This window comes from Streptomyces zaomyceticus, assembly GCF_014656215.1.
GTDB lineage: Bacteria > Actinomycetota > Actinomycetes > Streptomycetales > Streptomycetaceae > Streptomyces > Streptomyces zaomyceticus.
Genome location: NZ_BNBZ01000008.1, coordinates 66270 through 90541, shown reverse-complemented (window position 1 = coordinate 90541; position 24272 = coordinate 66270). Strand labels below are relative to the sequence as shown.

The window sequence follows — 24272 nt, the reverse complement described above, 5'->3', positions numbered from 1 at the left end:
GATCAGCCGGTGATCGTGTACTGCAGGGTGCCGCTGTACGAGCCGGGGACCGTCTCCGCGGGGATGTTCCACTGCGCCGTCGATCCCTGGTGGGTGAAGACGCCCCGAGTGCCGCCGTCGCCGGTCGCCATCGTCACGGCCGGGGAGAGGCTGGTGCCCGGCTGCGGGTCGGCGCCCTGGGGGAAGTGGCCCCCCGGACCCGGCTTGGCGATGCCCGTCCACTGGCTGCCGCTCCCGTTGAGGTGTCCGCCGGTCGTGATCCTCACGTTCTTCCAGCCGATGGTGTCCGTGCCGCTGACCAGGTCGGTGGTGGCAACGGTCACCGACCAGGGGGCGGCGGTGGAGAGGGTGTCGGTGTACGTGAACCTGCCCAGTCCTGCCGGGGTGCTGACGGTGCCGGGTGTCAGCGTGCCGAAGTCGACGGTCGGCAGGTTCACCTCCAGCGACAGGACACCGGGTGCCTTGGCGACCCGTACCGCCATCGACTGCGCTGTGCGCTTCGGCTTCGAGGTGTTCAGCAGCACCTGCGCCGCGACGCCCGCGACGGTGGAGGAGGCCGCCAGGTCGGGCCTGCCGTCGGCGTTCAGATCTCCGACGGCGTACGCACCGTTCGCGCCGGCCTTCGTGTCGTAGAGCGGGCCGGCGTTGCGGAAGGTGCCCGTGCCGTCGCCGAGGAGGACGGTGGGCCGGTCGTCGGGGCCGTTGTCGGTGACCAGGTCCGGCTTGGCGTCCGTGTTGACGTCGGTGATGGCCACGCCCTCGAGAGCGCTCCCGCCGACCGGGTGGGTGACCGGGGCGCCGAAGGCTCCGGCGCCGTCGCCGAGGAAGAGGGTGATCGTCCGGTCGGTGTGCGCGACGGCCACGTCGGGCTTGCCGTCGCCGCTGACGTCGCCGAGGGCGATGGCTCGGCCGAGGGAGACGCCGTCGGCGAAGCGGGTGGCCGGGCCGAGACGGCCCCTGCCGTCACCGAGGAGGACGGAGATGTCGGACGTCCCCGCGTTCACGGTGACCACGTCGAGCCTGCCGTCGCCGTTCACGTCCCCGGTCTTCAGACCGGAAGGGCGCAGCTGTGCGGCGGAGTAGCCGGTGGGCCGGCCGCCGCCGACGTAGTAGTTGCTCGCGGTGCCCAGTGCGCCGGTGCCGTCGTTGGTCCACACCGAGACGTTGTCGCCGTTGGTGTTGGACGTCAGTACGTCGGGCCTGGCGTCGCCGTTCATGTCGGCGACCGTGATGTCCGCGGGGAACATGGCGTTCGTGGACTGGTTGACCAGCGTCGGCGCGAAGTAGGAGGTGGCCGGGGCGAAGCCGCCCCTGCCGTCACCGAGCAGCTCGACGACACTTCCCATGCTCTCCGTGCCGTGCTGTGTGGGCTGCTTGGTCAGGGCCGCGGCGACGACCGCGTCCAGTCGGCCGTCACCGTTGAGGTCCGCGAGGGCGACCGCCGTCGGGAAGGTGCCGGTGTCGAGCTTGAAGGAGACCCCGGGGCCGAAGCCGCCCTTGCCGTCGCCGAGCGCGGCCACCAGGGTGTTCGATCCCTTGACGGCGGTGACGAGGTCGGGCTTGGCGTCGCCGTTCAGGTCGCCCAGTGCCGGGACGGTGCCCTTCCCGGAGCCGGCGGGCAGCGGGACGGCGGTCGCCCCTCCGAAGGAGACGGTGGGATCGGGCGCGGCCTGGGCGGCGGGCGCCAGGCACAGCCCGGCCACGAGCGCGGCCGCGGAGCCGAGCACGAGCCCGGCTCCGCGGGTGGTGGAAGTGTTCAACGTACCTGTCCCTTGGGGAAGTCGAGGCACGCCGATGGGAGGTGTCGGCCTGCGGGGGTGTTGAGGGGGTGTCAGATGAAGTCAACACCGCCGGGCGGGGAGAAGGCAGTGGATGTCCCACCAGTTCCGGGGGCGCTCCGGGGAGTTGACCTGGTGATTCGTACGACCGGCAGGCCGGCTGCGGACGGGGAGACCCGCCGCGGCCCCACACGGTTGCGTGCACGACCGCGGAATGTGGCGCGTGAGCGGTCCGATGCGTGAGGGGTGACGTCGACCGGCGTCCCCATCGATCTGCCCTGAGGTTCCGGCGTCAGCGGCTCAGGAGTGCGGCGCGCAGGTCCACCCGGTCGTCGAGGCGGGACAGGTCGCGACCGGTGAGGGTCTCGATGCGCCCGACGCGGTAGTGGACCGTGTTGATGTGGATGTGCAGGGTTTCGGCGGTCCGCGTCCAGGAGCAGTCGTGCGCGAGGAACACCTCCAGGGTCTCCAGGAGCATGGCGCCCGACCTCTGTCCGGCCCTGGACAGGGGGCCGAGGACGGTCTCGCGGTAGATGTCGCGCACGGACGCGGGGACGCCGGCGAGGAGCATCGCCAGCCTGTCGAGGTCGCGGACCCGCGCGACCCGCGGTGACGGCGGCGTCGCGGCGCGGGTCCCGGCGAGGGCGTAACGGGCCTGCGTCAGAGCGGTGTTCAACGCGGATGGCCCGACTGGTTCGCTCAGGCCGACGTGCCAGGTGCTCCCCGGCCGGCAGCACTGGATCAGGTGCGCGACCTCGCGCAGTCGTTCCGTCGTCCCGTGCGTCGTGTCGTCGCCGTGCGCGAGGACGGCCGTCGCCGCGCCGTCGTCTCCCAGGGCGACGGCGAACGCGGTGGACGGCAGGTGCCGGAGTGCCTCGGTGAGTGCGGCGACGCCGTCGGCGCCGGCGGTCCCGTCCGGTTCCAGAGCGGCGGCGACGACCGTGCAGGAGGGCCGGTCGGCCAGCCCGCAGGAGGCCAGCGCGCGCTGGAGACGGCCGGAGTCGACGCGTGGCGCGCTCACGGCCTCCATCAGGCGGGCGGCCGCGGGGCCGCGCTCGGCCTGCTGCCTGTCCTCTCGGCGCCGGTGGAGACTGAGGAATTCGGCTATCTCCAGGAGGACCCGAGGCGGGACCTGCCCCTCCTCGGGAAGGTGCAGGTACCAGGTGTCGAAGTCGGTGCCCTCGGCTTCGATCCGCAGCCTCGTGCCCCGCGGACCGGCGAGCGCCTTCAGGGCTTCCCTTGCGGGGAGCTCCGTGGTGGCGCCCGTGCGGGCGACGGTTCGGCCCGCGGCGGTGAGGAGGTGGCAGACGGGCGTGCCGAGGTGGGCGAAGGCGCGGTCGAGCAGTTCGCCGGCCGCGGCGCGGTGTTCCAGGGCGCGGCCGAGGTCGAGGCGGACGTTCTCCGGCAGGGCGTGGTGGCTCGCGGGATGGCGGTTGAGTTCGCTCCACTGGCGCAGGTAGACGGCCTCGGTGATGGCCCGGAAGCTGGTGTGCGGGGGTACGGCGATGAGGGGGACGCGGTGCCTGCGGCAGGCTTCGACGAGTTCGCGCGGCACATGCCCGTGTGTCTCCTCGCCGGCCAGCAGCGCCACGGCTCTCTCCTCCCGCAGGGCGGAGACGAAGCGGTCGGCCTTGGCGGCGGCGCTGTCGCGGCTCCACCAGACGAGTCCGCTCAGCACGATCTCTCCGGGCTGCAGGAAGCGCGCCGGGTCCTCCAGATCGGTCGCGGTGACCCCGGCGATCTCCTGGCCGAGCAGCGTCTCCTCGCCCCAGACGAGAGAGAGGTCGAGGCGGTCGAGGTGGAGGAGGTGATCGACGTGCATGAGGGCTCCTTGCGAGGTCGCGGGCCGAAGCCCGCACTCACATTCACGAGGCAGATACGAGTCGCTGCATCGTAAGTGCCCAAGCTCAGGCAGAAAATGCTTCTTGGTCGATCCTCCAGGGAGGTGCGAGGCCCGATGGATGTTTTCCGGGCTCCCATCCAGTCGTGCCGGGGGTCCGTGCCGGGCTTCACTGGCCTGAAGGCATCGGTCGGAAGGCAGTGGCGGGAATGGATCTGAACACGATCACGGACGTGAGGGACGCGCGACTGCGTGAGCCCTGGCGGCCCGGGGACGCGTGGCTGGGCGGCGGTACGTATCTGTTCTCCGAGCCCCAGCCGCATCTGCGGCGGCTGGTCGACCTGAGCCGGATGGACTGGGAGCCGCTCACGCGCCACCCGGACGGCTCGCTGGAGATCGCGGCGACCTGCACCATCACTCAACTGTCCCGCTACGGCAGACGTTTCCTGGACGCACCCGCGGCACCGCTCTTCGAGCAGTGCTCCCGGGCCTTCCTCGCCTCGTTCAAGATCTGGAACATGGCGACCGTCGGGGGAAACCTGTGCAACGGCCTGCCGGCCGGGCCGATGATCTCCCTCACCGCCGCCCTCGACGGCAGCTGTCTCCTCCTGGCCCAGGACGGGTCGACGCGCGAGGTGAAGGTGGCCGACTTCATCCGGGGCGCGGGCCTGAAGGACCTCGCGGTGGGCGAGCTGCTGCGCTCGGTGACGCTGCCGGGGCGGTCGCTGGAGTGCCGTACGGCCTTCCGGCAGGCGTCGCTCTACGGCCTCGGGCGGTCCGGCGCCCTGGTGATCGGGACGCTCGACCCGGTGGACGGGGCGATGGCGGTGACGGTCACCGCCGCCACCACCCGCCCGTTCCGGTTCTGGTTTCCCCTGCCGCCGACCGCCGGGCAGCTCCGTACCGCGATCGAAACCGCGGTGTCCGGCCCCGAATGGTTCGACGACATCCACGGACTCCCCGCATGGCGACGGCACATGGGCCTGCGCCTCGCCGAGGAGATCCGCCGTGAACTCACCACCCCCCACGGCACCCGGGAAGGCGCCCGATGAGCTTCGACATCCAGGTCAACGGCCGCACGTTCGACACCGAGCCGCGAGGCGGCCAGTGCCTGCGGACCTATCTGCGCGAGCGGGGATGGTTCGGGGTGAAGAAGGGGTGCGACGCCGGCGACTGCGGGGCCTGCACCGTCCACGTCGACGGGGAACCGGTGCACAGCTGTGTCTACCCGGCCGTACGGGCCGAGGGGCGAGCGGTGACGACCGTGGAGGGACTCGCTTCCCCGGAAGGCGAGCTCCACCCCGTCCAGCAGAGGTTCCTGGACGCGCAGGGCTACCAGTGCGGCATGTGCACGGCCGGCTTCCTGATGACGACGGCCGCCCTGGAGGCGGAGCGCGGCACCCCGCACGACGACGCCAAGCTGGACGACCTGCCCCGGGCGTTCAAGGGCAACATCTGCCGCTGCACCGGCTATCGGGCGATCGAGGACGCCGTCCGGGGCGTGCGGCACACCGAACGGCCGAGCGCGGGGGAGGCGGTGGGGCGCAACGTGGCCGCCCCGGCCGGTCCGCAGGTCGTCACCGGCACCGCCCGGTACACCTTCGACGTCGAGGTCCCGGGCCTGCTGCACATGAAGCTGTTGCGCTCCCCGCACCCGCACGCCCGGATCCTCGCGATCGACACCGCGGCCGCGCGGCGCGTCCCCGGGGTCGTCGCCGTCCTCACCCACGAGGACGCGCCCGAGACGCTCTACTCCTCCGCCCGCCACGAGCACCCCACCGAGGACCCCGACGACACCCGGGTCCTGGACGACGTCGTCCGGTACGTCGGCCAGCGCGTCGCGGCCGTCGTGGCCGACAGCGAGCAGGCGGCCGAGGAGGGCTGCCGCCGCATCGAGGTGACGTACGAGGAACTGCCCCACGTCATCGACCCGGAGGAGGCGATGCGCCCCGGCGCGCCCGTGATCCACGCGGGGAAGGGCCCGGAGATGCGCATCGCCCGGGTCGAGGACAACGTGGCGGGCGAGGTGCACGGCGAGATCGGCTCGGTCGAGGACGGCTTCGCGGAGGCGGACGTCGTGCACGAGGAGACGTTCCGCACCCAGCGCGTGCAGCACGCGAGTCTGGAGACGCACGGCTGCGTCGCGTACTTCGAGCCGAAGGAGGACGGGACGGGCGAGCGGCTGACCGTGCGCTCCTCCACCCAGACGCCGTTCCTGACCCGGCGGGCGCTGTGCGCGCTCTACGGGCTGCCGGAGGACGAGGTCCGGGTGGTCGCGGGCCGCGTCGGCGGAGGCTTCGGCGGCAAGCAGGAGATGCTCACCGAGGACATCGTCACTCTCGCCGCCCTCACGCTGCGACGGCCCGTGAAACTCGAGTACACCCGGGCCGAGCAGTTCTACGGGGCGACCACCCGGCACCCGTTCACCATCGGCATCAAGGTGGGGGCGCGGAACGACGGGACGCTGACCGCCGTACAGATGCGGGTGGTGTCCAACACCGGCGCGTACGGCAATCACGGTCCGGCGGTGATGTTCCACAGCGTCGGCGAGTCCTTCGCCGTCTACCGGGCCCCGCACAAGAAGGTCGAGGCCTACTCCGTCTGCACCAACGTCGTCCCGGCGGGCGCCTTCCGGGGCTACGGCCTCGGGCAGGTCACCTTCGCCGTCGAGTCCGTCATGGACGAGCTGGCCCGCCGCCTCGGCATGGACCCGCTCGTTCTCCGGGAGAAGAACATCATCGGCCCGGGGGAGGGCATGCACAGCCCGATCGGCGAGGAGGAGGACCTGTACATCGCCTCCTACGGGCTCGACCAGTGTCTCTCCGTCGTACGGAAGGCCATCGCCGAGGACCGCAGCGCCGAACAGGCCCCCGAGGGCTGGCTGGTCGGCCAGGGCACCGGCATGGCGATGATCGCCACGGGCCCGCCCGGCGGCCACTACGCCGACGCCCGCGTCTCCCTCCTGGAGGACGGCACGTACGACATCGCGGTGGGCACCGCCGAGTTCGGCAACGGCACCACCACCGTGCACAAGCAGATCACCGCCGGCGCCCTGAACACCACCGCGGACCGGCTCACCGTCCGCCAGTCCGACACCGACGTCGTCCGCCACGACACCGGCGCCTTCGGCTCCGCCGGCACCGTCGTCGCCGGCAAGGCGGTCCTCCTCGCCGCGACCTCCCTCGCCGAACGCCTCCGTACCCTCGCCGCCCGGCACACCGGCATCGCCCGGCACCTGTGCGTCCTCGGCGCCGAGTCCGTGGACTGCGCCGGCCGTACGGTCACTCTCAAGGAGCTGTACGAGGCGGCCCACGCGCTCGGCGCGGCGGAGGAGCTGGCGGCGGACGGGCACTGGGGCGGCTCACCGCGCTCGGTCGCCTTCAACGCCCAGTGGTTCAGGATCGCCGTCGATCCGGGCTCGGGCGAGATCCGCATCCTGCGCAGCGTGCACGCGGCGGACGCCGGCAAGGTCATGAACCCGATGCAGTGCCGGGGCCAGGTGGAGGGCGGGGTGGCGCAGGCGCTCGGCGCCACGCTCTTCGAGACCGTCCGGATCGACGAACGCGGAGAGGTGACGACCGCCGCCTTCCGCCGCTACCGGCTCCCCCAGTACGCGGACGTGCCCCGGACCGAGGTCCACTTCACGGAGACGTCCGACGCGATCGGCCCGCTCGGCGCCAAGTCCATGAGCGAGAGCCCCTTCAACCCCGTGGCCCCCGCGTTCGCCAATGCCCTGCGCGACGCGACGGGCATCCGCTTCACCGAGCTTCCCGTGACCCGCGACCGCGTCTGGCTCGCCCTCGACGAGCACGCGAGAGGCTTCGGTGGGTAGACCGGGCGACGGTCACGCATTGCGCCAACGCCCGGGTCCTCCCCGCGGCCCGGACGGACGGCCGGTACCCCGCCCCGGTCGGCACCCGGCTCGGCGTGCCGTACGACCACCACGGAGCCCGGCATGCCGGTTCCCCGGCCGGGGTCCGGGTCGGTTCCCCCCGACTCGCCGGAGTCATTCCGTCCGAGGCGTGAGACCACCGGACGGCATCTCTCGTGGATTCCTACGATCGATCTCTCATCCGCGATGGAGAGTCCCACGACCTTGTTGCAGATGAGATCGATCGCGCCCTACGGTGTCGCATATGCAGTCCTACACGATCGGGCAGGCCGCCCGTCTGCTGGGCGTCAGCCCGGACACGGCGCGGCGCTGGGCCGACGCGGGGCGGGTCGCGACCCACCGCGACGAGAGCGGCCGGCGCGTCATCGACGGGAAGTCGCTCGCGGCGTTCTCCGTGGAGCTCGCGCTGGGCGACGACGACGACGCGTCGTACACCTCGGCGCGGAACGCGTTCCCGGGGATCGTCACCGGGATCAAGCTCGGCGACATCGCGGCCCAGGTCACCATCCAGGCCGGACCGCACCGGCTGGTCTCCCTCCTCACCCGTGAGGCCGTGGAGGAGCTGGGACTGGAAGTCGGCATGCAGGCCACCGCCCGCGTGAAGTCGACCAGCGTGCACATCGACCGCACCTGACCACCCCTCACGCAGTACGCGCCACCCTCTCGGCCGTCGGCGCGGCCGGCCTGTCCATGTCTTTCCCTTCCTCTCCAAGGAGTTCCGACCCTCATGTCCCTCACACCGATCAGACGCCGTACCGCCGCCGCGCTCACCGCCGCCCTGCTCGTCCCGCTCGCCGCCTGCTCGTCCGGCGACGACACGAAGAAGGACACGGCCGGCTCCACCCCCTCCGGGTCCGCGAGCGCCGCGCCCAGCGTGAACCTGACGGTCCTCGCGGCCGCCTCCCTCACCGACGTCTTCAAGACGGCCGGCGCCGCGTACGAGAAGTCCCACCCGGGCACGAAGCTCGTCTTCTCCTTCGCCGGGTCGCAGGAGCTCGTCGCCCAGGTCGCGCAGGGCTCTCCCGCCGACGTCCTGGTCACCGCCGACACCAAGAGCATGGACAAGGTGAGGGCCGACACGGGTACGCCCGCGATCATCGCGAAGAACCGGCTGGTCATCGCCACCGGTGAGGGCAATCCCTTCAAGGTCGACGACCTGAAGGACCTGGCCGACACCAAGCTCAAGGTCGTTCTCGCCGCCCCCGAGGTCCCGGCCGGCAAGTACAGCAAGCAGATCCTCGACAAGCAGAACGTCACGGTGAAGCCGGTCTCCCAGGAGCCCAACGTCCGCGCCGTCCTCAGCAAGGTCGAGCTCGGTGAGGCCGACGCCGGTCTCGTCTACAAGACGGATGCCGAGAGCGTGAAGGACAAGGTCGACGCCGTCGAGATCCCCGACGACCAGAACGCGATCGCCAAGTACCCGGCCGCCACGATCAAGGAGTCCAAGAACGCCGAGGCGGCCGCCGCGTTTGTCGCGTGGCTGTCCTCGCCCGAAGGCCAGAAGATCCTCCAGGACGCGGGCTTCCAGAAGCCGTAACCGCCCGGGATCACCCAGACCGCGAGGGGGCTGTCCGCATCGGGGGACCGGACAGCCCCTCCGCTCCATGTCCGCACTTCTCCGGGATCTCCGATGAAACGAGCAGGCGTACGAACTCCGGGGGCACGTCCGCCCCTCGCGCTGGCCGTGCCCGCGCTCCTGGCCGTGGCCTTCCTGGCCCTCCCCCTCGTCGGCATCCTCGCCCGGACCGAGTGGGGCGAACTCGCCGACCACCTCACCTCGCCCGGCACCGTCCAGGCGCTGAAGCTGTCGCTCCTCGTTTCCTTCTGGGCGCTCGGTCTTTCGCTGCTCCTCGGAGTGCCCCTGGCCTGGCTGCTCGCCCGGGTGCCGTTTCCCGGCAAGGCGTTCGTCCGCTCGCTCGTGCTGCTGCCGATGGTGCTGCCGCCGACCGTCGGTGGTGTGGCCCTGCTCCTCGCCTTCGGCCGGCGCGGACTCCTCGGCCCGTGGCTGGAGGGCACCTTCGGCATCACCCTCCCCTTCCACACCTCCGGCGCCGTCCTCGCCGCGACCTTCGTCGCCATGCCCTTCCTCGTGATCAGCCTGGAGGGCGCGCTCGGCGGACTGCGCCCCCGGTACGAGGAGACGGCAGCGTCCCTGGGGGCCTCACCGGTCCGGGTGTTCTTCACCGTCACCCTGCCCATGGTGGCGCCCGGCGTCCTCGCCGGAGCGGCGCTCACCTGGGCGCGGGCGCTCGGCGAGTTCGGTGCGACGATCACCTTCGCCGGAAACCTGCCCGGCACGACCCAGACCCTGCCGCTTCAGGTCTACCTGCTCCTCCAGGACGAGCCCGAGGCGGCGACCTCCGTCTCCCTGCTCCTCCTCGCCATCGCCATGGGCGTACTCATCGCGCTGCGCGGCCGCTGGACGGGCACGCCGTCGGCCGAGCGGCGGAGCGGTGCGCCCGCGGAGGAACCGGCCGCCGTCAAGGAGCCGCCCGTCGAGGAAACGCCCGTCGCGGAGCCGCAGTCCGGCGCCGGATCGGCCGCGCCGTCCGGCGGACGCTGGTCGCTGCACGCCGACGTCACCGGTTTCACCGTCCTCACCCTCGACGCGGACCCGGGCACCACCATCGCCGTCGTCGGCCCGAACGGCGCCGGGAAGACCACCCTGCTGCGCGCACTCCTCGGCCTCACCCCCCGCGCCCACGCCGAGCTCCGGCTCGGGGGCGAGGACGTCACCGCCCTGCCCCCGCACCGGCGCCGGGTCGCCTGGGTCCCGCAGGACGGCGCCCTCTTCCCCCACCTGTCGGCCCTCGCCAACACCGCGTACGGGCTTCGCGCCCAGGGCGTCCCGCGTGCCGAGGCCCGCCGCGAGGCCCGGGCCTGGCTCGACCGCCTCGGCGTCGGGCACCTCGCCCACCGGCGCCCCGGCCAGCTCTCCGGCGGCCAGGCCCAGCGCGTCGCCCTCGCCCGAGCCCTCGCGGCCCGGCCCCGGCTCCTCGTCCTCGACGAACCGCTCGCCGCGCTCGACCAGACCACCCGCGCGCATGTACGCCACACCCTGCGCACCCACCTCGCCGGCTTCGGCGGCGTCTGCCTCATCGTCACCCACGACCCGGTCGAGGCCGTCTCGCTCGCCGACCGCGTCCTCGTCCTCCAGGACGGCCGCGCCCTCCAGGACGCCGCCCCCGCCGAGGTCACCCGCCACCCGCGCTCCCCCTGGGTCGCCCGCATGCTCGGCCGCAACGCCTTGCCCGGCACCGCCACCCCCGACGGCCTCGCCCTCGACGACGGCGGCGTCCTCGTGGCCGCCGAACCCCCGCCGCCCGGCACCCCGGCCCTCGCGATCGTCGCCCCCGAAGCGGTCTCCCTGCACCGGGAGAAGCCCGCCGGCAGCCCCCGCAACGTGTGGCCCGGCACCGTACGCGAGATCACCACCAGCGGCAGCCGCCTGCGCGTCCTGGTCACCTCCGCCGAGGCCCCCGACCTGGTCGCCGAGATCACCCCCCAGGCCGCCGCCGAACTCGGCCTCGCCGAAGGCGTGCCCGTCTGGACCAGCGTCAAGGCCACCGAGACCACGGTCGTCACCCTCTGAACCCCGGGAGCGCACCATGCCGGAAACGGATCCCCCGGCCGTGCGCACCCGGCTGCGCGGTATCGAGGTCTACGCTCGCCCGCTGCCCGCGTTCGACCCGGAGAGGGCACCGGACGAGCCCTCCCCACTGTTTTTGGACCTGCCGACGAAGGCGGTCGAGGCCGGTGTTCCCGACCCGCATGCCTCGAGGGCGGCAGAGCCGCCACCGCACCGACCCCGACCGGACGTTCTCCACCGTGGTGCCCGACGTCGTGGAGTGCCGGCAGGCCGCCGCCGGCCGGGTCCACGTCCGATCGCGCTACGAACGCGAGGCCGTCGGCCGGCAGCGGCGGCGGCTCCGGTCCTGCACCCGGCACACGGGTCTCATGCCTGCGGCAGGAGCACCGGCGCGAGACCCCCGTCCTTCCAGTCGGGCCCGATGCGCGTCCCCGCCGGGGCCAGCCGGTCGCCGGCCGCCGCGTCCTCGCCCGTACGCCGGACGTGGCGGCCCTCCGGCGGGGCGGCGCCGAACACGTGACCGTCGGTGTCCGTCGCGACCTCGAGCGGGACGACCGCGTCCGCGCCGACCGGCACGAGAGAGCCCGTGGAGATGCGGACGCACTCGCCGGGGGCGAGGATCCCCGGCCACGCCATGCCCGCACGGGCTGTTCCCCGGACGCTCCAGGGCGGAGCTCCGGACACGGCGTATCCGTCCATGGCGGCGGTGTCGAAGGCAGGGTGCGGGCCGAGCGCGAGGAGGTCGCCGGCGAGCGTGAGCCCGGTGGCGTCACGCAGAGGTGTACGGCGCGGGGGAGCGGGGTGTGCCGCGCGGTGCGCGCGCACGCGGGCCTCGTGCCAAGGGACCGCTCGCGGATGCGTCGGTACGCCCGGGGTGGACGAGGACGGTTCGGTCACCGCGGAGGCGGGCGGAGGAGGCATGGTCTCCACCTTCCGCCGCCGGTGTTTCGGGTCGCGGCCGACCTCGTGTCCCCGGCGCGCCGATCGGCTCACGGGCCGTAGGAACCCACCGTGAGCCGCGTCCTCCCCAAGCCGGTGAGGGCCGTGCTCCGTCCGGGGGCACGGCCCTCACCGCGAGCGCCTCGATCAGGCGGCGGAGAGGGAGATCTCCGTGGACTTGATGAGCGCGACGACGGAGGAGCCGGCGGCCAGGCCGAGGTCCTCGACGGCGTCCCTGGTGATCGCGGCGGTCAGCTCGCCGCCCTGGACGGACACCTTCACGGAGCCCATGGCGCCGCCGGTCGTGACCTCGGTGACGGAGCCCGGAAGCTGGTTGCGGATGGACAGTCCCTCGACCGGACCGGTCGCCAGGGCGACCTCGGTCGACTTGACGAGGGCCTTGACCGCGGAACCCTCGGCGAGGCCCAGGTCCTCGACGGCGTCGGCGGTGATGGCGGCGGTGATGTCCTGGCCGCCGACCAGGCGCACCTTCACCGAGGCCATGGCCTCACCCGTGGTGACGGCGGTGACGGTGCCGGGGAGCTGGTTACGAATGGACAGGGTCATGGAGCACGCCTCACAAAGCCGGAAAGCGCAGTTGTCACGTCTGTGACCTGCTTCGTCTTCGTCGACGCTACCGGAACGGGAAAGTCACGCGGTGTCCCGCATCGCATGCACCAGCCGAACGGACGCGTTGGGCTTGCGTATTCGCAAATCGATCCAATAAAGCGGCCCTGTCCGGCGCTACTGGCCTGACCTGTGGATACATCCCCTGGGAAGGTCGCTGAATCTCCTGATGGGTGGGCCCACGGGCGGCAGATGATCCTGTTGCATCCCTCCATTGGCCGCAACTGCCACTCGCTATCCGGCAATTCCGCTTCAGCTGCCAGGAAGCCGATTCAATCGTCCAGCGGAGTCCGAGTGATGAAGATCCGGCGTATCGCCCCGAGCCCCGGCTCAGCCGTTCGGCCGCGGCCGTCCGGCGCGGCACCGGCTCAGCCGCCCGGCCACGGTCGGTGGCGGCGCGGAGATCGAAGGCCGCCAGGCGCACGTCCTGTCGACGGGGTGTCAGGAGGGAGGCCTGGCGCGGGCCATGGAGCGGAGCCGGTGTCGACACGGCTTCCTCGACCGTCGGGGCCTCGCGTTCCTCTCGCCTTGAGGCCGCATCGGCGAGACCGAGTCGAGAAGTCACCTGGCAGATGTGCCCCTACAGGGCGCTTTCCCCTCTTGGATGATCTACTGTAATGGCCCCTCGTGGGAGGGTTGATTTCTGTACCTGGATCCCATCGCGCCCCGATGTCGGAGACTGATTGACTGGCTCGTGTCGGGGCCGAGACGGAAGAGTGGCTCTCGCCGTCCTAGGCCGGCCGGCCGGGAAGGGCCCTGCGCGCTGTTCGCGGTGTTCTGCGCGCAGGGGCCCTTTGCAGACCCCATGCCGAGGTGCCCGTACGGCACCTGGGCGTGTTGGCCGCCGACCGCAACCGTCGTCCGCTGCACGGGCGTTCCGTGCAGGGGCTGGACGAGTGCGAGGACACCTCCCGGCCCGCGCCAGTCCGTCCGGATGACACCCGCCGCACGACTCTTCCGTCGACACCTCCAAACCGCAAATGCACGTCGATACGGGTGATGATCCAGGCATTCATGAGGGCATTGTGCAACTTGCCTGGGCAGATGCAGGATAGTGATGCGGGCGGCGCGGCGGACGTACCCGCATGCGCCGCTCCGGGCGGGCCCACCCCCATCCGCCTCCGCTGCTCCTGCTCACGAGGCGAGGTCGGACAGATGACGACACGTACCCACGACGGCAGCGCCGGCGACGTCGACTACGGCACCGTCGGCTCCGGCTGCTCCACCTACCGCCGTCCGGACGGTCGCATCGCCCGCTTCATCGCCAGAGCCCTGGGAGACGGCCGGACCGTCCTCAACGTCGGCGCCGGCGCGGGCTCGTACGAGAACATCGGCGGCACGGTGACCGCCGTCGAACCGTCGGCCTCCATGCGGGCCCGGCGCCCGAACGGACTCGACCCGGCCGTGGACGCCGTCGCCGAGGACCTCCCCTTCGCCGACGGCTCCTTCGACGCTTCGATGACCCTGTTCAGCGTCCACCAGTGGAGCGACGTCACGGCCGGCCTGCGGGAGATGCGCCGCGTGACCGGTGGCCCCGTCGTGATCCTCACCTGCGACCCCGCCCTCGTCCGCGACTTCTGGCTGTACGAGTACGCGCCCGCCGTCCTCGACACGGAGGCCCGCCGCCACCCGTCCGTCGACGAGATGGCGGCAGCGCTGGGCGGCACCGTCTCCATCGAGGCCGTACCGATCCCGCTCGACTGCACCGACGGTTTCAACGAGGCGTACTACGGCCGCCCCGAAATGCTGCTCGACCCCGCCGCCAGGCAGGCGTGCTCCGCATGGAGCTTCGTCGACGACAACACCCGCGAGCACTTCGACCGCACGCTCCGCCGCGACCTGGCCTCAGGGGCCTGGGACGAACGCTTCGGTCACCTGCGCGACCAACCCGCCTACGAGGGCTCGCTCGTCGTCATCCGCGCGGTATGACAGGCCACCGTCGAACAGCCACGGTCCGCGACGGCGGTCCGTCAGAGGCAGTGAGGGGCGCACGGAGACACCGAACGACAGGGTCGTATCCTGAGGAAGGCGATGTGGGCACTGCCGACGCGTCACAGCTGCCCGTCCCAGCAGGGCGCCGCCCCACTCCGGGTAGCAAGTGCCCGCTGAATGATCGGGAGTTGATCGGTGATCAGTCTGGCCGCAGCTGGGGGAGTAGCCCTGGTCGAACTGGGCATGGCCCTGACTCCGGGACCGAACATGATCCACCTCGCCTCTCGCGCGATCACCCAAGGCCGCAGGGCGGGCCTGGTCAGCCTGAGCGGGACCGCGGTGGGATTCCTCTGCTATCTGGTGGCCGCGGCCGCCGGCCTGTCGGCGTTGTTCGCCGCCGTGCCACTGGCGTTCACGGTGGTCAAGCTCGCGGGGGCCGCCTACCTGGCCTACCTGGCCTGGGACATGCTCCGTCCCGGTGGCCGGTCGCCCTTCGCTCCGACCCAGGATCTGCCGCCCGTCTCCGACGCCCGCCTGTTCTCGATGGGGCTCCTGACCAACCTGCTCAACCCCAAGATCGCTCTCCTGTACGCCGCTCTTCTGCCCCAGTTCATGGATCCGCAGGCGGGCCCGGAGTGGGCGCAACTGCTGCAGCTCGGTGGGGTGCAGATCATCGTGGGGATCTCCGTGAACGCTCTCATCATGCTGGGCGCGGCACGCGTGTCGGGGTTCCTGGCCGCCCGACCCCGCGTGATGACCGCTCAGCGGTTCGCTTCAGGCGGCTTGCTCGGCGTCTTCGCCCTGCGTACGGCCCTGTCCCGTACACCGGTCTCGGCCTGAGCCGTTCAGGAAGCCGTCTCGCCTGATCGGAGCGACGTTCCTCACAAACATCGGGCGGGGGTGTCGGTGTAGGGTCGAGGCCGCCCTTGACCTGCACAAAGCAGGCAGGGAGCCGTCTTCGAGGAGTCCACAGTGCTGCGCACTCTGTTCAAGTCCAAGATCTGACTATTTGGCGTTGCCGCAGGTCAGGGGCATCATGTGCCCCCCTCAGGTCAGCAAACGGTCAGCATGCGTCCCGGACGTGTCCCCGCTTGCTGACCTGCGACCTTACAGTGCGGCGCCTGAGCAGGTTCTTGGGCTCGAACGGATGGTGCGTACATGGCCCGACAGCTCGCCCGCGGCATGGGGTCCTTCTTCAAGGACTGTGACTGCGCGAAGCCCACCCGCTGCCCTCACCCGTACTCGATCCGCTTCCGGGACGCGCTGGGCAAGCAGCGTGAGGAGTCCGGATACGGCACGCAGGATGACGCGATCGAACGCCTCACGCAGTTGTACGCGGAGAAGAAGACCACGGCGCCGTCGGTGGCGGCGGCCCGCCGTGAGCTGGGTCAGCTGACGGTCGAGGAGTACGCGAAGCAGTGGCGGCCCCGGCAGCGCAGGATGACGGATTACTCCACAGGCTGGCATGTCGACAGCTCGATCAACGTGCACATCGTCCCGCGCCTGGGGGCAAGGAAGCTGAATTCGGTCACCCCGATGGTGGTCGAGCGCTTTCTTGACGAGATGGAGGGCGATGGGGTCGGTCGGGGCAACCAGGTGAACATATTCCGGGTTCTCAAGACCATCCTGCGGGACGCGTACGCCAAGGGGGCCATGGCGGACGACCCGGTGAAGGGGGTCCAGGAACCGGAGTACGTGCGCGAGCAGGTTGCCATTCCCTCTCTCGCCTACGTGACGAAAGCGCTGATGGTCGCCGACGAGGAGCTGGCGCTGGAGATCGTGATGATGGCGGGATGTGGTCTGCGGAACGGTGAGGCGCGGGCGGTGAACGTCAACAACGTCGTGGCCAAGGACGTGTACCGGGTCGACGAGCAGATCCATTCCAACACGCACAAGCCGGCGAAGCTGAAGCACCGGAAGACGGGGGAGTTCCGCGAGGTGCCTCTGCCCCGATCGGTCCACGAGGCGATCGAGCGCTACGCGGAGAAGTACGGCACAACAGGGGACGGGTACCTGCTGCGAGGTCCCAGTGGCTGCTACACGGAGCCGATGGAGCGGCGGCGCGTGAAGCGACTCTTCGAGAACCTCCCGCCAGAGCAAGGCGTGGGGATGTACGGCTTCCGGCACTACTTCGCCTCGAACGCTCTCGGCAACGGCATCCCCATCACCGACGTCGCGGAATGGATGGGCCACAAGTCCATCGAAGAGACGTACCGCACCTACCGGCACCTGATGCCGGGCAGTATCACCAAGGCCGCCCGGATCCTGGACGCCGGCCTCTGGGAAGCAGCCTGACGAGCGCGTAGGGGCCGCATGATCTTACAAGGGCGAGGAGATCTTCTTGAAGTCCTCGCCCACGGGGCGCTGACCTGCGCAGATAGACGTCTAAGGGGTGCTGGCCTGCGACTTTGCTCCTTTCCGGAGCTTTCGCGATGACACCGCCTTACGCGGCCGATTCTCCCCAGCCGCTCCCCAAGGCGGCTTGATTCTCCCCAGATTCTCCCCGGCTGGCACTGCTTCGGCAGGAGCGCAGCCCCTGGTCAAGGCTAGTTCTCGGCTCGGAGAAGCGGCTACGCACAGTGACAGGGGAAGAGCGCGATCGTGTCGTGCATGTTCTGAACGGTCTGTCTCGGCGGAAGCCTTCGGTAAGTGTCCAACGGTTCGTGCCCTTGCCGTCCAGGGCGGGTTCGTCCTCGGTAGGGGGAGGGAGTGCAGGACGTACACGTCGACGGCGTCGTGCGGATTCTCGGCAGACGTCTTGATCCGCCCTCCAGACAGGCGCGGAGCCCGCCGTCGAAGCCGCGATCGCCCTGGCGACGGACCCTCGCCGTCTCTTCGCCCGCCCCGTTGGGCGGCACACGGCACCCCCCCGCCGACGTGGCCGTTCCCGACGACCTGAGCGTGCTCCCTCGCAAAACGGGGTAGATACGGCAGAAGGGTGCACTTCTTGTTCAGTCCTTCGCGCAGTCGTACCTGCCGGGAGAGCGCCATGGACCTTAGGCTGGTCTGGTCGATCGCCGCAGGGGTGCTGGTGGTGGCGGAGATCTTCACCCTCACCGCTGCACTCGGGATTCTCGGTGTCGCCGCAGCGGTCACGGCGGGAACAGCCGCCCTGGGGCTCCCGCTGCCCCTGCAGCTCGTGGTCTTCACCGTTCTGTCCGTGGTCAGTCTGCTGTTCGTGCGCCCCGTCGCCGTGCGCCATCTGCTCACGCCGCAGGCCGAGAGGTTCGGCGTGGACGCTCTGGTGGGCCGCTCCGCTCACGTCGTGGCGGAGGTGACGGGACTGGGCGGCAGGGTCCGTATCGGTGGCGAGGAGTGGACGGCCCGCGCCTACGACGAGACGCTGGTGATACCTCCGGGGGCGACCGTCGACGTCATGGAGATCGACGGCGCCACCGCCGTCGTCTACCCCCGGGAGTAGGTCATGGACGTGTCGGGACTGCTCATAGCCGGTCTGATCCTCGCGGCGCTCGCGGTGTTCACCGTGGTGCGGGCGGTACGCATCGTGCCGCAGGCCCGCGCCCGCAACGTCGAACGCCTCGGCCGCTACCGCCGCACCCTGAGGCCGGGTCTCAACCTCGTCATCCCTTACGTCGACCGCGTCTATCCGGTGATCGACCTGCGGGAACAGGTGGTCTCCTTCAGGCCGCAACCCGTCATCACCGAGGACAACCTGGTCGTCGAGATCGACACCGTTCTGTACTTCCAGGTCACGGACCCGCGAGCGGCCGCGTACGAGATCGCCGACTTCCTGCAGGGTGTCGAACAGCTCACCGTGACCACCCTGCGCAACGTCGTGGGCTCGATGGACCTGGAGAAGACCCTGACCTCACGTGACACCATCAACAACCAGCTCCGTGGTGTGCTCGACGAGGCGACGGGCAAGTGGGGGCTGAGGGTCAACCGCGTGGAGATCAAGGCCATCGACCCGCCGCAGTCCATCAAGGACGCGATGGAGAAGCAGATGCGCGCCGAGCGCGACAAGCGGGCGGCGATTCTCGGGGCCGAGGGGCAGCGGCAGTCGCAGATCCTGACCGCCGAGGGGGACAAGCAGTCCGCCGTCCTGCGGGCGGAGGGCAACCGCACCGCAGAGATCCTCAAGGCCGAGGGCCAGTCCCGGGCCATCGACGAGGTGTTCCAGGCCGTGCACCGCAACGACCCCGACCCCAAGCTCCTCGCCTACCAGTACATGCAGATGCTGCCCCAGCTCGCCCAGGGGGCGGGCAGCACCTTCTGGGTGATTCCCAGCGAGGTCACGTCCGCGCTTCAAGGGGTGTCCCGCGCGTTCAACGAGGTGCTGCCGCAGTCTCCGGCCACCAGGGAGACGTCCGCGGAGGGCACGGCCGCCGCCCAGGCGGCCGAGGATGCGGCGAAGGCCGCGGAAGCCGCCGCCGAGGCGCTTGCCGACGCGGCCGAGGCCGATGCCGACACGCTTCCCTTCACCGGTGGCCGTCAGATGCCGCGGGGGCCGGAGGACGGGTAGCCCGCCCCGGCTCCCGCAGGGGCCTGCCCTCACCTCACGCCCTGGTGAGAAGCCGGGCCCTACACCCGCTTCGGCAACCGAGAGGCGCCCTGGCAACCCTCTCGGGAGCTCGATAGGGTGTTAAGAACGCGTCAATGGAACGCGCTGGTGTGCCGGGAAGTCTGGTCGGCGTCGAGGGGCCCTGTGCCCAACCGTCAACCCGTCCCGGAGGCCGTCCCTCATGACGCAGTCACGCCCGCGCAAGGTGATCCTCGGCCTGTTGCCCTGGTCCGAACGACAGGCGATCACCGAAGCCCTCCGCACGGAGACCGTGGGCGGCCTCGTCCTCCTCGCGGCGGCCGTCGTCGCGCTCGCCTGGGCGAACAGCCCGTGGAGTGCGGCGTACGAGTCCGTCAGGGACTTCCACTTCGGCATACCGGGCCTCGGCCTCGACCTCTCGGTCGCCCACTGGACCGCCGACGGTCTGCTCGCGGTCTTCTTCCTGGTCGCCGGCATCGAGCTGAAGCGCGAGTTCGTCGTGGGGGAGCTGCGCACCCCCGCCACCGCCGCACTGCCTGTGATCGCCGCCGTCTGCGGCATGGCGGTCCCCGCCGCCCTCTACGCGCTCACCGTCACGATCGGCAACGGGAGCCTTGAGGGCTGGGCCGTGCCGATGGCCACGGACATCGCCTTCGCGCTCGCGGTCCTCGCCGTCCTCAGCACCCACCTGCCTGCGGCGCTGCGCGCGTTCCTGCTGACCCTGGCCGTCGTCGACGACCTCGGCGCCATCCTCATCATCGCCGTCTTCTTCACCTCCGACCTCAACTTCTGGGCCTTGGGCGGAGCCTTCGCGGGCCTCGTCCTCTTCTACGCCCTCCAGCGCTTCCGGGTCCGCGGCTGGTGGTGGTACGTACCGCTCGGCCTCGCGACCTGGGCGCTGATGTACAACTCCGGCGTCCACGCCACCGTCGCCGGCGTCGCCATGGGCCTCATCCTGCGCACCACCCGCGACCGGGGTGAGAAGTCGTCCCCGGCCGCCCGTGTCTCGCACCTGCTGCACCCGTTCTCCGCGGGCGTCGCGGTTCCGCTGTTCGCCCTCTTCGCCGCCGGAGTCAGCATCTCGGGCAGTGCACTGGGCCACGTCTTCACCGACCCCGAACCCCTCGGCGTCGTCATCGGCCTCGTCGTCGGCAAGATCGTCGGCATCTTCCTCGGTACCTACCTCGCCGCACGATTCACCCGCGCCCAGCTCAACCCCGACCTCGCCTGGGCCGATGTCTTCGGCCTCGCGACCCTGGCCGGGATCGGGTTCACCGTCGCCCTCCTCATCGGCGAGCTCGCCTTCCCCGACCCGACCACGACCGAGCACATCAAGGCCGCCGTCCTCGTGGGATCCCTCGTCGCCGCGACCTTCGCCGCCGTTCTCCTGCGTCGCCGCAACCGCGTCTACAAGCAGCTGTGGGAGGACGAGGAACGCGACGACGACGCGGACGGCATCCCCGACATCTACCAGACCACCGCGCGACCCAGCGCCTCCGGCTGAACAAGCCGCCCACCTCCCGGCACCACTCGGCGCCGCCGTCGTGTGGGAACTCCTGACGGCCCCGGACGGGCGTGTCACGGGCTCGGCCCGGTCTGTGGTGCGGGATGTTCGTCTCCGGCGATCGGCGAGTGTGCGGAGGTGGCCTGATGGAGGCGAGCGACGGCGAGCGGGATCGGGCCGAGCCCTCGTCCCGGGGGCCGGCGGAGGCTGAGAAGCGGCCGGCCGCGCTTGCCCGTCTGCGGGCTGTCGTGTCAGAGCCCCCGCCCGGGCCCGCGCGGCCGGAGTTCTGGCGCAGTCCGCTCCGGGGGCCGTGGCTGACGGCTGTGCTCGGGCTGGTCCTGCTGGTCGGTGTCACGGTGCTGTTCGTGACGGGCCTGCTGTCGTACGCCGCGTACAACCCGGATCTCTCGCCGGTCAACGACCAGACGCCGGACAAAGGCTGGCTCGGCTTCTACCTGTTCTCCTGGCCGACCTCGCCGTACTGGCTCTACCGGGTGAACCAGGGCGTACACGTGGTCCTGGGCGTCGTGCTCGTGCCGGTCCTGCTGGCCAAGTTGTGGTCGGTCATCCCCAAGTTGTTCCAGTGGCCACCCGTACGGTCGGTCAGCGACGGGATCGAGCGCCTGTCGTTGCTCCTGTTGGTGGGCGGCGCCGGCTTCGAGTTCGCCACGGGCATCGTCAACGTGCAGTTGCACTACATCTTCCCGGGCTCCTTCTACGTCCTGCACTTCTACGGGGCGTGGGTGTTCATCGGTGCCTTCGTCGTGCACGTGGTCTTCCGGCTGCCGCGTGCCCTCCGCGCGCTGACGTACGGACGCGAGCTCCCGGAAGCCGGTACGGAGGAGGCGGCCGGCCTGGTGTCGCCCCGGCCGGCGCCGCCGACCATCTCACGCCGGGGCGCCCTGGGCATGGTCGGACTGGGGTCCCTGGCGCTGTTCGTGGTGACGGCGGGGCAGAGCATGGGCGGCTGGTGGCGCCGGACGGCGCTGCTCGCCCCGCACGGCCGGGACCCCGGTTCCGGGCCGAACGGATTCCAGATCAACAAGACCGCGGCATCCGTCGGGATCCGGCCCAGCGACATCGGCCCCGCCTGGCGGCTGACCGTGCGCGGCGCGGGCCGCCAGGTCGTGCTGACCCGCGAGGAGCTCCTGGCCATGGAGCAGAACGAAGCGGCTCTGCCCATCGCCTGCGTGGAGGGGTGGTCGACCTCCGACCAGCTGTGGAGCGGTGTACGGCTCACCGACCTGGCCGCACTGGTGGGGCAGGGGACCGACACTCCGCGGGCCCTGGTGGAGTCGGTACAGCGGGGAGGGTCGTTCAGCTCCGTCGTCCTGAGGGACAACCAGGTACGCGACCACCGTTCACTCCTGGCCGTACGGGTCAACGGAGCCGTCCTCTCGCAGGACCACGGCTATCCTGCCCGCGTGATCGTCCCGGGCGCGCCCGGCGTGCACAACACCAAGTGGGTCGGCCGGATCACCTTCGGGGAGCCGACATGAGCCACCTGACCTCGTTCCGCCGCCGCTACGGAGCCTCTCCGCTCCACCTGCTCCTCGTGCTCTCCTCCTTCGCCCTCGCCGCGTACGCCGGCGTCCGGCTGCTCAAGGGGGACACCCTGGGCGTGGCCCTGTGGTTCGTCGGGGCGGCACTCATCCACGACCTCGTGCTGCTCCCCTGCTACTCGGTGACCGACCGGGCCGCCCAGCGCCTGTTCCGGGAGAAAGAAGACGCGGAGGAGCGGCCGCCGAGGCCGAGCGTCAACCACGTGCGTGTACCGCTCTTCGTCTCGGGACTTCTGCTGCTGGTCTGGTGGCCACTGATCCTGGGCCGGGTCGACCACTACACCGCGTACACCGGGCTCCCGGCCGACGGCTTCCTGGAACGCTGGCTGCTGATCACAGCCGTGCTCTTCCTCGCCTCGGCCGTGACCCTCCTCGTCCGGAGGTGGCACGAATCGGCCCCTCGACGACGAGCCGCACGCCGTGAGCGGCGTGCACGCGCAGCCGCGCGGTGACGGCGAGGGCCGACCGGACCCCCACCGGGCGGCGCGCGTCGGCCGGTGGACTCCACCGGCAGGCCGATGCGCGGCCGGGTGACCGTCGGAGGCTCCGCTCCCGTCGCGGCCGGCGCCCCTACGCGGGCCGGTCGGCGGTCCTGGCCGAGGGCGCCGCCGGCCCCGGCGCCTGGAGGGACACGTCTTCGGGCTGACGCGGACCAGTTCCGCGGCGCCACCGCACGGCGGCGCCCGCGAGGACGAGGAGCGCCGCGACACCGTACGCGATCGCCGCCGTCGGCTCCCGGTGGTCGATGACGTACACGGCCGGTCCGGCCAGGGCCACGCCCAGCCATTCCCAGCGTCCGTCCAGTGCGACGAGGGCGACCAGGAGCAGGGCGTACCAGGAGTAGCCGGGGGTGAGGAGGGCGAACGCCCAGCCCGTGACCAGGAGTGCGCCGCTCCAAGGCCGTTGCGGGTCACCGCGCCGCATCACGTACAAGGACACGCCCGCCATGACGGCGATGACCACGGGCAACGCCCAGCTGTCGGGGAGGACCAGGCGGAGCAGCGCGTACCGGGGGCCCGCCGCGGGGTCGTCGTAGCCTTCCTCCTCCACATAGCCGCCGAGATACCCGAAGACGGAGCCGCCCGAGAGGAGGACGTACGGCAGGTAGGCGAGCACGGTGAACGCGGCGGCGGGCAGCAGCACGGCGCCCGCGTCGCGGATGCGGCGGACCCCGGACAGCGCGCCCGGCAGGACGACGGCGGGCATCAGCTTGGTGGCGATGGCGGAGCCGAGGACCAGTCCGCCGGCCCAGCGGCGGTCCGGACGGACGGCGAGGAGCCCGAGGCCGGTCACGGTCAGCAGGGCCCCGAGGGCGTCGACATGCGCGTTGTTGACCGCCTCGATGGGAACGGCGGGGCACCACGCCCAGTACGCGGCCCGACGTGCGTCCGTGCCCCTGCGGCGCAGGATCAGCAGCACCGCACCGGTCACGCCCAGGGAGATCAGGCCTGAGCCGATCTGGAGCGGCTTGTGGCGGGTGCCCTCCGGCGAGAGCCGGTCGACGGCCAGGAAGTACGCCTCGGCGACGGGAGGGTAGATGGTGTGTACGGCGGGCCGGTTGAGACGCGTGCAGTGCGGTACCGGTCCGGTGTGGGGGACGCGGGCACGGTCGGGGGCGGCGCAGGCCGGGCCCGTGGGGAAGAGCCACGAGTCGCGCAGCCGGACCAGCTCCGGGTCCTGCGGTGCGTGGTCGTACGGGGAGATGCCGGCCGACTGGACACGGCCGTCCCAGGCGTAGCGGTACGCGTCGGTGCTGGTCCGGGGCGGCGCCACAAGACCGGTCACCGTGACGGCGATCGCCCCGGCCACGAGCAGGGGCACGACATGGGACGACGGTACCCGGCGCAGCGCGAGCAGAGCTCCGGCGAACAGCGCCCAGCACGCGGCGTACCACCAGAACAGCCCGCCGGGATCGGCGACGTAGCCGTCGTATCGGATGGTGAGGACGAGGCCCATGGTGAGTGCGGCGAGGGCGGTGGCGGTGAGGGCGGTGCGCGGGTTCACGTCCGCAGCGTTCCAGGGTCGGTTCCGGAAGTGAGGTCGGGCGCCCCGCGCGTCCGTGTTTCGTAAGGTGTTCCGACCACCCGCGGGGCCCTTTCCGGGGGTGT

Annotated in this window: 18 protein-coding genes; 13 read left to right on the top strand and 5 right to left on the bottom strand. The window is 71.3% G+C overall.

Translation table 11 applies throughout. The features are described from left to right. Positions 1-2 precede the first annotated feature (2 nt). Entirely contained in the window at positions 3-1760 is a 1758-nt protein-coding gene (locus IE311_RS13405; protein ID WP_189831865.1) for an FG-GAP repeat domain-containing protein, read from the bottom strand. Between the two features lie 310 nt (positions 1761-2070). Beyond that, positions 2071-3600 carry a PucR family transcriptional regulator gene (locus IE311_RS13400; RefSeq protein ID WP_189831864.1) on the bottom strand — a complete coding sequence of 510 codons (1530 nt, stop codon included), beginning with the start codon at positions 3598-3600 and terminating at the stop codon, positions 2071-2073. 227 nt (positions 3601-3827) lie between these two features. On the opposite strand from IE311_RS13400, the gene IE311_RS13395 reads away from it, so the two are divergent. From IE311_RS13395 to IE311_RS13375, 5 genes are all read left to right on the top strand, one after another. Further along, positions 3828-4670: an FAD binding domain-containing protein gene (locus IE311_RS13395; protein WP_189831863.1), complete on the top strand. Its 843-nt coding sequence runs from the start codon at positions 3828-3830 to the stop codon at positions 4668-4670. After that, a complete protein-coding gene (locus IE311_RS13390; protein ID WP_189831862.1) occupies positions 4667-7450 on the top strand; it encodes a molybdopterin-dependent oxidoreductase in 2784 nt (927 codons plus the stop codon). The genes IE311_RS13395 and IE311_RS13390 overlap by 4 nt, the downstream gene beginning before the upstream one ends. Positions 7451-7754: 304 nt before the next feature. After that, positions 7755-8144, top strand: a complete 390-nt coding sequence (locus IE311_RS13385; RefSeq protein WP_189831861.1) for a TOBE domain-containing protein — start codon at positions 7755-7757, stop codon at positions 8142-8144. Between the two features lie 93 nt (positions 8145-8237). After that, positions 8238-9047 (top strand): molybdate ABC transporter substrate-binding protein, encoded by an 810-nt coding sequence (gene modA, locus IE311_RS13380; RefSeq protein WP_189831860.1) that lies wholly within the window; start codon positions 8238-8240, stop codon positions 9045-9047. A gap of 93 nt (positions 9048-9140) precedes the next feature. After that, positions 9141-11102, top strand: a complete 1962-nt coding sequence (locus IE311_RS13375; RefSeq protein ID WP_189831859.1) for an ABC transporter permease — start codon at positions 9141-9143, stop codon at positions 11100-11102. Between the two features lie 363 nt (positions 11103-11465). Here the strand turns inward: IE311_RS13375 and IE311_RS13370 are convergent, their stop codons facing one another. Both IE311_RS13370 and IE311_RS13365 read right to left on the bottom strand, forming a co-directional pair. After that, positions 11466-12020 (bottom strand): MoeA family protein, encoded by a 555-nt coding sequence (locus tag IE311_RS13370; protein WP_189831858.1) that lies wholly within the window; start codon positions 12018-12020, stop codon positions 11466-11468. A 165-nt stretch (positions 12021-12185) separates the two neighbouring features. Further along, positions 12186-12605, bottom strand: coding sequence for a TOBE domain-containing protein (locus tag IE311_RS13365; protein ID WP_189831857.1), 420 nt, complete (start codon positions 12603-12605; stop codon positions 12186-12188). A gap of 1215 nt (positions 12606-13820) precedes the next feature. Here IE311_RS13365 and IE311_RS13360 point away from each other — a divergent pair. The 8 genes from IE311_RS13360 to IE311_RS13325 all read left to right on the top strand — a co-directional run bounded on the left by IE311_RS13360 (position 13821) and on the right by IE311_RS13325 (position 22616). Beyond that, entirely contained in the window at positions 13821-14594 is a 774-nt protein-coding gene (locus tag IE311_RS13360) for a class I SAM-dependent methyltransferase (RefSeq protein ID WP_189831856.1), read from the top strand. Between the two features lie 198 nt (positions 14595-14792). Next, positions 14793-15437, top strand: a complete 645-nt coding sequence (locus tag IE311_RS13355) for a LysE family translocator (RefSeq protein WP_189831855.1) — start codon at positions 14793-14795, stop codon at positions 15435-15437. Between the two features lie 342 nt (positions 15438-15779). Continuing rightward, positions 15780-16892: a tyrosine-type recombinase/integrase gene (locus IE311_RS13350; protein WP_457853424.1), complete on the top strand. Its 1113-nt coding sequence runs from the start codon at positions 15780-15782 to the stop codon at positions 16890-16892. A gap of 694 nt (positions 16893-17586) precedes the next feature. Continuing rightward, positions 17587-18018 (top strand): NfeD family protein, encoded by a 432-nt coding sequence (locus tag IE311_RS13345; RefSeq protein ID WP_189831853.1) that lies wholly within the window; start codon positions 17587-17589, stop codon positions 18016-18018. Between the two features lie 3 nt (positions 18019-18021). Continuing rightward, the gene (locus IE311_RS13340; RefSeq protein ID WP_189831852.1) at positions 18022-19080 is read left to right on the top strand and encodes an SPFH domain-containing protein; all 1059 of its coding nucleotides are present in this window, start codon (positions 18022-18024) and stop codon (positions 19078-19080) included. 220 nt (positions 19081-19300) lie between these two features. Further along, entirely contained in the window at positions 19301-20602 is a 1302-nt protein-coding gene (nhaA, locus tag IE311_RS13335; protein ID WP_189831851.1) for a Na+/H+ antiporter NhaA, read from the top strand. A 323-nt stretch (positions 20603-20925) separates the two neighbouring features. After that, positions 20926-22101 (top strand): molybdopterin-dependent oxidoreductase, encoded by a 1176-nt coding sequence (locus IE311_RS13330; RefSeq protein ID WP_373313840.1) that lies wholly within the window; start codon positions 20926-20928, stop codon positions 22099-22101. Next, positions 22098-22616 carry a hypothetical protein gene (locus IE311_RS13325; RefSeq protein ID WP_229901900.1) on the top strand — a complete coding sequence of 173 codons (519 nt, stop codon included), beginning with the start codon at positions 22098-22100 and terminating at the stop codon, positions 22614-22616. The genes IE311_RS13330 and IE311_RS13325 overlap by 4 nt, the downstream gene beginning before the upstream one ends. A 118-nt stretch (positions 22617-22734) precedes the next feature. Here the strand turns inward: IE311_RS13325 and IE311_RS13320 are convergent, their stop codons facing one another. Further along, the gene (locus IE311_RS13320) at positions 22735-24168 is read right to left on the bottom strand and encodes a glycosyltransferase 87 family protein (protein WP_308439808.1); all 1434 of its coding nucleotides are present in this window, start codon (positions 24166-24168) and stop codon (positions 22735-22737) included. Between the last annotated feature and the right edge of the window lie 104 nt (positions 24169-24272).